This is a genomic window from Tardiphaga sp., from assembly GCF_044340795.1.
Taxonomy (GTDB): domain Bacteria; phylum Pseudomonadota; class Alphaproteobacteria; order Rhizobiales; family Xanthobacteraceae; genus Tardiphaga.
Genome location: NZ_JBIISY010000012.1, coordinates 44,648 through 52,180, shown reverse-complemented (window position 1 = coordinate 52,180; position 7,533 = coordinate 44,648). Strand labels below are relative to the sequence as shown.

5 protein-coding genes and 1 pseudogene are annotated in these 7,533 nt (G+C 63.4%); 1 reads left to right on the top strand and 5 read right to left on the bottom strand.

Annotation, left to right across the window (positions count from 1 at the left end):
- Window positions 1–382 (bottom strand): annotated as a pseudogene (locus tag ACIQ17_RS03665) (C4-dicarboxylate ABC transporter substrate-binding protein); the annotation flags it as partial.
- A gap of 61 nt (window positions 383–443) precedes the next feature.
- Window positions 444–1,826 (bottom strand): hypothetical protein, encoded by a 1,383-nt coding sequence (locus ACIQ17_RS03660; RefSeq protein WP_398465490.1) that lies wholly within the window; start codon window positions 1,824–1,826, stop codon window positions 444–446.
- A gap of 430 nt (window positions 1,827–2,256) precedes the next feature.
- Here ACIQ17_RS03660 and ACIQ17_RS03655 point away from each other — a divergent pair, with 430 nt between their 5' ends.
- A complete protein-coding gene (locus ACIQ17_RS03655; RefSeq protein ID WP_398465488.1) occupies window positions 2,257–3,852 on the top strand; it encodes a polysaccharide biosynthesis/export family protein in 1,596 nt (531 codons plus the stop codon).
- A gap of 196 nt (window positions 3,853–4,048) precedes the next feature.
- Here ACIQ17_RS03655 and ACIQ17_RS03650 read toward each other — a convergent pair whose 3' ends face one another.
- Genes ACIQ17_RS03650 through ACIQ17_RS03640 form a run of 3 tightly spaced genes read right to left on the bottom strand, consistent with a single transcriptional unit; the run spans window position 4,049 to window position 7,526 of the window.
- Window positions 4,049–4,837: a methyltransferase domain-containing protein gene (locus ACIQ17_RS03650; protein ID WP_398465485.1), complete on the bottom strand. Its 789-nt coding sequence runs from the start codon at window positions 4,835–4,837 to the stop codon at window positions 4,049–4,051.
- On the bottom strand, window positions 4,834–6,264 hold the full coding sequence (locus tag ACIQ17_RS03645) for a lipopolysaccharide biosynthesis protein (RefSeq protein WP_398465483.1): 1,431 nt from the start codon (window positions 6,262–6,264) through the stop codon (window positions 4,834–4,836). Before ACIQ17_RS03645 ends, ACIQ17_RS03650 begins: the two co-directional genes overlap by 4 nt.
- Window positions 6,255–7,526: a glycosyltransferase family 4 protein gene (locus ACIQ17_RS03640; protein ID WP_398465481.1), complete on the bottom strand. Its 1,272-nt coding sequence runs from the start codon at window positions 7,524–7,526 to the stop codon at window positions 6,255–6,257. The genes ACIQ17_RS03645 and ACIQ17_RS03640 overlap by 10 nt, the downstream gene beginning before the upstream one ends.
- Between the last annotated feature and the right edge of the window lie 7 nt (window positions 7,527–7,533).

Genomic DNA, 7,533 nt, shown 5'->3' with positions numbered 1-7,533 from the left:
CCTGTCCCTTGTATTCTTCGAGCGCATCCGAATTGATGATGGCCGCATCGATTCCGCGCAGATAGAGCAGCGAATTGACATTCTCCGCCGCGCCGCGGGTCACAACTGGCAGCACGCGGAGTTCGTCGCCATCGTCGGCAACGCGAGCCATTTCCGCAGCCAGGCGCAGTGGCGCCCCCTCGATGAGACCGCCAGCGAGGCCGACGGTCCATGCGTTCATCTTCAGCTTCTGCGGAGAGGGCTGCGGAGACCGCAGGACCGAAGGAGTGATTCTGCGGAACGATGGATGTGTGTAGTCCTGAGCTGCAGCACTGCCGACCGTCAACGCACATGCTGCTGCGAACGTGACCAGCAGGATATGGAATTCCGTAAATTTGCGCATCGGTCGAACTCCTGTCCCACGCAGCGGATGTCACACAATTTTTGGCGCCGAGCTGGGCGATCTAACGGCGCAGCGCTTCGGCGCGCTCCTTCGCTTCTTCGATTCCGTCGGCGACCGCCTTTGTGTAGAGCTTGCGCGCCATGTCTGGGTCACCACGCGTGCCATAGGTCCCCCATCTGGCCAGCACCGCAGGATCGTAGGTTTCCGCGAGCGCGAAATTTGCCTTGGCGTTGCCCATCATCGCTGCCCGCTCCAGCACAGTTCGCGCCGCAATGATGTCGCCCTGTCCAAGCAGCGAATTGGCGCGGGCGACGAGGCTGGCGGAAGCCGCTGCCATCTCTGGAGTGGGCTTGGCGACAGACGCGTCAACCGCAGTCGCCAAACCGGCGCCTGGTGCGACATCCATCGGCACGTCCGGAACTGACGGCAACACCGCCGCTGGCGTCACCGCAACTCTGACGGACTCGCTCAGCGGGAGATTTGTTCGTCGACCGGCGGTGGCAAGTGCGCGCTCCAGCGTTTCGGTCTTGAGGCGCTCCGACCGCAGCTGTTCTCGGAGAGAGGCCGTGTCCCGCGCGGAATCCACTCGCAAACGCTCGGCGTCATTGCGCAATCTTGTGGCAAGCGAGATCTGTGCATCGACATCGCGACGCGCAGCGCCAAGATCGCGCGCAAGTTCTCCGGCGAGCGTGTCAGACCGTTCGCGCGCTTTCTGCGCTGCCTGTGTGACCTTGACGTTTTCGGCCTCAACGAACTTTTTCAACTGAGCGGTTTCCTCGCGGGCGCTTGCAAGGAGCGTGTTTTGTTCAGCGGTTTCGCGCCGTGCCGTCGCCAGATCTCGCTCAAGTGCCGCGATGCGATCCTTATCCTCAGGTGCCTGACGTGCCGGACCTGAGCTGGCGATCTGGCGTCGCAGTTCCGCCGCCTCATCGGCCGTTCTGGACATCTGCGCCTGATTGACAGCGAGCTCGTGCCGGATCTTGGTCAGAGAGGCGGCAAGCGCTTCGGCCCGACCGCGCTCCTTCTCCACCGCTTGCCTGAGATCAGTCGCCACTGCTTCGGAGGCTTTTGCAATCTGGGCGGCCTCATCTTTGGCCTTGATGACGAGAGCAGCCTGTGTGTCGAGGTTGCGTCGCGCCGAAGCGAGGTCTTGGTCCAGGCGTTCAGCCCGCTCGTGCGCCTTTGCAAGATGCTGAAGTAGCTCGACTTCGCGCTGCGCGCCGGCAAGCTCCTGCGCCAGCGGCGTGGACAGGTCGTTTTCCTGCGCCTGCCCCGATGGAATCCGCGGAGCCGCCTTGCTCGCAGCGGAGGCCGGAGGTGACGTCAACTCTTCGGCAAACGCTGCGACGGACATCCATGCTGCCGTGAACAGCACAAGGCCGACGTACCACGACGACCGACGCGGGTCGGGGACGATCAGATTTTTCTTGTTGGCACGAACCATGGAGGGCCCTCCCTCGAGACGCCATTATGCGTCCCGCGCTTTCGCGAGTCCTATAACCAACATGGAGTAACCCGCAGTTGCCCCGATAGGGTCGGATCTCAAGCGCTCCGGGAATCCGTCGCACCGCATAATGGGTCAATGCGCGCGGCGCGCGCGGTCCAACCAGGCAGGTGGACCTTCGGGCCCTCTCGTTGAATTCCGCGTTCTTGCGCTCTCGTTGTCCTGCCGCGTCGCAGGCTGTTCGCCGGTCGCGCAACAACACGAAGGGGGCGCTGCAAAAAACACGTTAGGAAAAGTCAGACGTTCATCAGCGACCACTGCGCAAAAGGGGTGCTCCATTTGGGAAGTTGTGACTTCTCCCGCGAAGGACGACGATGCCATTTTGCATTCTGCACCTTGAGATGGACTGCATCAACGGAGGCGGCACGCTATGCGTATCAACGACCAAGAAAAGCGCGTCCCGACCCGCGCTGCGACTCCGCAAGGGACCTCGTCGCGTCCGAAGATGAAGCCGGTCCTGCTCGCTTTGGGGGTGTCCGGGCTGGCAGTGCTGGGGGTGGAAGCGGTACGAACGAATATCAATGACGTCGTCGCGGCGTCGATTCTTCCCCCTGTGCCGGCGAAGCCGAACATGCTCGCCACCGACGCGGTGCGCGAAACCTTGGGAGCGGCATTGACGCCGGACGTTCCAACCGCCGATCCGCCGAATGCAGCGCCGGTGGATGAGCCGTCGGTCGGCACGCGCTTCGCAATCGGCGACCGCATCAAGCTGGCCTTCTACGAGCGCATCGCGGTCGAGGACGATAAGTGGGGTCGCAATTCGTCGGCAATGCGCGGCATCGTCCAGCGCCCGGAGATGAGCGGCGAATACGCCGTCCAGGAGGACGGCACCATATCGCTCCCCCTTCTTGGCACCGTTACCGCCGCGGGCAAATCGCCTCAGCAGTTCACAGCGTCCGTCGTCGAGAACTTCGAACAAACTTTGGGCCACAAGGGGATGGTGAATATCGTTTCGCTGGAACGTTCACCGATCTTCGTCCTTGGTCCGGTCAAGAACTCGGGGTCGTTCAAATACGCCTCGGGCATGACAGTGCTCCACGCCGTTGCACTGGCGGGCGGGCTCGACCGCGGGTCCGGCGATTCATACATGAAGGTCGAAACCGTACGCGAGATCCAGAAGCGCAGCGGCGCGGCCAACTCCATGCTCAAGTTGCTCGCGAGAGTGGCGGTGCTCAAGGCAGAGCGGGACGGCGTGGCTCCCAAGATCCCGGTGCAACTCATGGAGATGGTCGGTGCCTCGGAAGCCAAATCTTTGCTCGACGAACAGAGCGAACGCCGCAAGCCGATGCTGCTGGCCCGCCAGGAGCGCCAGCGCGCCATTGCTGGCGCCCTGGATGCTGCCAAGCAGGACATCCAGGCTTACGGACGCACGGATTCGCTCGACCAGTTGGTGAAGACCCGCCAGGAACGCGTCGACAGTACTCGTGCACTGGTGGAACGCAACGTTCTTGGCAAGGCGGTACTGAGCCAGGTCCAAGGTGAATTGTCCGATGCCGAGCAACGCCGGCAGGATGCGCTCAATCAATACGGCATGGCCAAACAGCGCCTTGCGAGTATGCAGGCTGACGGGATCAAGGTCCAATCCGACCTGAAGAACGAACTGGTGGTCGAGATCGACATGATCGAACGCCAGCTGGCCGACAACGAGCGCGAATTCCGTACCAGCGAAGGCGTGCTGAGCAGTCTGCCTGCTACCCGATCTCAGTTCCCCTCCGCAAAGCAGACCAACAGGATCGGCTACAGCATCGTTCGTCAGACTTCGAAAGGGCCGGTCAACATCGAATCTGACGGCCTGACCTCGCTCCAGCCCGGCGACCTCGTCAACGTCATGCTCGGCGCAGACGATGCCATCGAACAGCAACCGGCGATGCCCGCGCAGCAACCGCCACCGGCTTTGCAGGAGGAGAAGTCGCAGACCGGACGCTCCGTCATGCGCACCACCGGACGCTCGCTCGCGCAAGACTAGGCTCATATCGCGGGCAGTCTTCGCTGCCCGCGGCTGGCGAAGAAGGGCTTCCGGTGCCGCCCGGAAGCCCTTTCTTCTGTTCAGCCTGCGCTTCCAGAGTTTCGCATCATGCCCACAGGCCTGCGTCCCGAAGCTGGCGCTTCAGTTCTGAACGACCCGTTCGCGTGCGCCAGCGTGGAAGGCACTGGCGGACGCCTCAGCCGGGCCGCCTCGCAAGGACGAGCGTGGAGACGCCAAATCTGCGCAGCGGCGTCCGCTCAATTGCCGGCATCAAGCGGCGGTAGGCCGCGATGGCAGAGGACGGCATCCATTTATAGAGATCGAACACCGGCAGCACGTAATCCACCTTCTCGATCTCGAACCCCGCAGCGGCCACGGTATCTCGCAATTCGTGAGGCCAATAATTGCGCGCAGACATCACTCGCGTCGCGAGGGAATAAGGCAGCCAGGGAAGCAGCGGAATTGGAAAACCGAAATCGCGCCCCATGAACCGCATGCCGTGACCCTCGAACGGAAACCAGCGGTTCGGGCTGATCACCACCAGCCGACCGCCCGGCCGCAACACCCGGCGTATTTCGCGTAAGGTCGCCCCCTCGTCCGCGACGTGCTCGAGCACCTCATTCATCAGAGCCGCATCGACTGAACAACCCGGCAGCGGGAAGCGATCGGTGCAGCAGTGATATTCTAGCCTCTGCGCCGAGCCCTCGCCGCTCTCGATGGCAGCCCGCTGGCGGACCTGCGCTGCGTCAATTCTCGATTGTTCGGGATCGACGCCGATGGCCTTCTGGGCTCCCCAGGCTACTAGCGCTTCGGTGTAGCCACCGTCCGCGCAACCGCAGTCGAGCCAAACACCGGTCAGTAGTCCGAGATCTTTCAGCTTGCCGAGTCGGTAAGCAAGATTGGTTCCAAAAGCCGTCGAACCACCCGGGTGGCGATAGCGCGGCGTGGTTCTGACGTGCGGCATCGATATCTGGCTGGTGGTCATCTATCGGCTCCTTTCGCTACGAAATAGAAGTCGACACAAGAACCGTCGTGCCTTCGGCTGGGGGCAGCGGAGTTCTGCGCCTCGGGGAGGTCGAACATTGATCGTGTCGTCGATTGCGGATCGGGATCTGGATAGGTCCGATCGGAAGCCGTTCGGGTATGGCCGGCATAGCCCGCGTAGAGCATGCACATGCCCTCAATGCTCACGGAGGAGGTCCAGCCCAGCACCAGCCCTTCGAGGCCGCCGAGCTTGGCGCCTATCACCGCGAAACTTAGCTCCATCACCCCGCCGAGCGCGAACCATAGCGATGCCCGGCGCATGGCGTCATCGAGCCGCGCCAGCGCGCAGGCATGGAATTTGAGCGTTAGCCCCACCAGACTGAAGCCTAGGAACCGTAGGCTGGTCCCGGCGATGTCAGGATAGGCCGGGTTGAACAATGCGAGTATCTGTCGCGAGTAGATCAGGACGAATAGGGCACAGGCCGTTGAGAACAGCAGCGACAGGCCCAGAGACATCGCGAAATTATCCCGGTACTGCTTCGGGCCGGCGCGCGCCACCGGAAACAGCACAGTCGCAAGCACCGCCGGGATCACTGCGGCGGTCGTGATCAGCATCCACACCGCCGCGAACGCCGCATTGGTCGTCGGCGTGAGCAGCACCACCACGAGAAAAGGCACGACGAGACTCGGAGCCTGCAGAGCGACGTCCAGTGCGTAGTGATCGACGACCTTGTGGCGAAGCGTGTGGAGCAGGCCGAAGTCCGGACGGCCGAGCAGACTACGCGCACTGCCTCGGGTCGCGATGTCGACACCGACCCACGAGACCACAAGCCCCGCCACCCAGGTCAACAGGATGGCGGTGTCATCGGCGGCGCCGACGGCGGCTGCCATGCCGATCATAACCAGCTTGAAGGTCGAGAAGAGCACCTGCTGGATCATCCTCGCAGTGCCGTTGAGAGTGCCGAGGAACGCCTGACCGCCCACCATCGTGACCGCAGTGAGGCCGCAGCCGAATACGAACAGGAGTTCCGATGGCCATCCCGTGACCAGAGCGGCATGGCTGAACAGCGGCGCCGCAAGGACGAATGCCAGCGCCAATGTGACCGCGAGTCCAAACGCGACCACAGCTGCCGCGCCGACAAGTCCCCGGACCTTGCCCGGCGAACGGCAGATTTCTCCAACCAGGAGCGTGCCCAGTCCAGCATCTCCCAGCAGTCCCAGAAGACCCATGACAGACAACAGCGCAGATGCCCGGCCGATGGCCTCGGGCGGGAACAGCCTGGCGGCCAGCCACCAGTAGCAGAAGCCAAGGCAGGCGCTCACGATGGCTGCGATTGTCAGCGCACCAGAATTCCGGAGCAGCCCTGCGCTCTTGCGCGCCGCCTTGAGCAGCCGGCCGGCGATGGTGCTGGTGGGGGCTAGGGACAAGGCACCTCCCCTGCGGCTTCCAACGCCCGCATCCCGTTCACCGATGGCCGCGCCACCTCTTGGTAGACCTGCTCAATCCTGCTCACCACGGCGGTGGCCTTGAGGCCTTTGACTCGCGCCGTTGCCGCCGCTGCAAGCCGGCCTAGCAGCGCGCGGTCGTCGATCAACCGCTGCAAGGCCGCCGCCAACGCCGCTGCATTGCCCGGCGGCACCAGCAGTCCGGTCTCGTCGGGATCGATCAGGTCCGGCATGCCGCCGATGTCGCTGGCGACAACGGTTTTGCCCGAGGCCATCGCCTCCATCACCACCGTCGCGCAAGCCTCGGGCCCAACCGAAGGCAATACGCCAAACAGCGAGCGGCGCCACGCGTGCATAATGGCCGAATGCGGCCATGTGCCCATGACCCGGACGTTTGACGCGAAGACCGCAGGAGTGTCCGGAGCCCGGCGCCCGATGAGCACCAGGGGCGGCGCCCGCTCCAATTGGCTATGGGCCTCCGCCAGCACGTGAATTCCCTTCAATCGCATCATGTCGCCCACGAACAGAATGAACTCTCCTTCCGGCAACTCCCGCACACAGGCTTCCTCGGCGGCGAGAACGCCGACGTCGTCGGGCACGAAGTTCGGAATTACCTCGTAGGGCGCGCTTCCTTCGACCAAGCCGGTATGGCGAGCTACGGCGTGGCTCACAGGGATGAAGCGGTCGACCATGCGCCGAGCCGCGAAGCCGGTCGCCCAGTTTCCGAGCGTGGTCGCAGCAGCCTTCACGGCACCGTAATGTCTGCCCGCGCAAGTAAGGCACTTTGCCGGTATAGGGCCGCCGCATAGTTGCTGGCCCAAATGCATGAAGTTCTTTTTGGCGCAGGACAGTCCGTAGTCATGCATCGTGATCACCAGTGGTGGACCGCCCAACGCCTTGAGAGGCAGCAGCGAGGCGTAGATCCAGTTGTGGGCATGAACGACGTCGGGCTGTTCCGCGACGATCAGCCGCCTCAGCGCCAGCGCGAGTTCAGGATCGGGAAACGGCGGAGCATGCGGCCGCTCCGCATCGGCGTGCAGACCGCTCAACCGCTGCAACGTGCCGCGCAGACGGTGGACGCGGACTTGGCCGTCCATCTCCGTGTCGGGCGAACCAGGATGCACTGACGTCCCGACGGCGACATGGTGCCCGCGTTGCGCCAGCGCGGCACCGAGATTTCGAACATGGCGTTCCTCGCCGCCGATCACCGGAGGGTAAAACTGCGACAGCAGAAGAATGCGCATCGATGGC

Coding starts and splice junctions, on each gene's coding strand:
- ACIQ17_RS03660 (WP_398465490.1), bottom strand. CDS start 1,826: ATGGTTCGTGCCAACAAGAAAAATCTGATCGTCCCCGACCCGCGTCGG.
- ACIQ17_RS03655 (WP_398465488.1), top strand. CDS start 2,257: ATGCGTATCAACGACCAAGAAAAGCGCGTCCCGACCCGCGCTGCGACT.
- ACIQ17_RS03640 (WP_398465481.1), bottom strand. CDS start 7,526: ATGCGCATTCTTCTGCTGTCGCAGTTTTACCCTCCGGTGATCGGCGGC.
- ACIQ17_RS03650 (WP_398465485.1), bottom strand. CDS start 4,837: ATGACCACCAGCCAGATATCGATGCCGCACGTCAGAACCACGCCGCGC.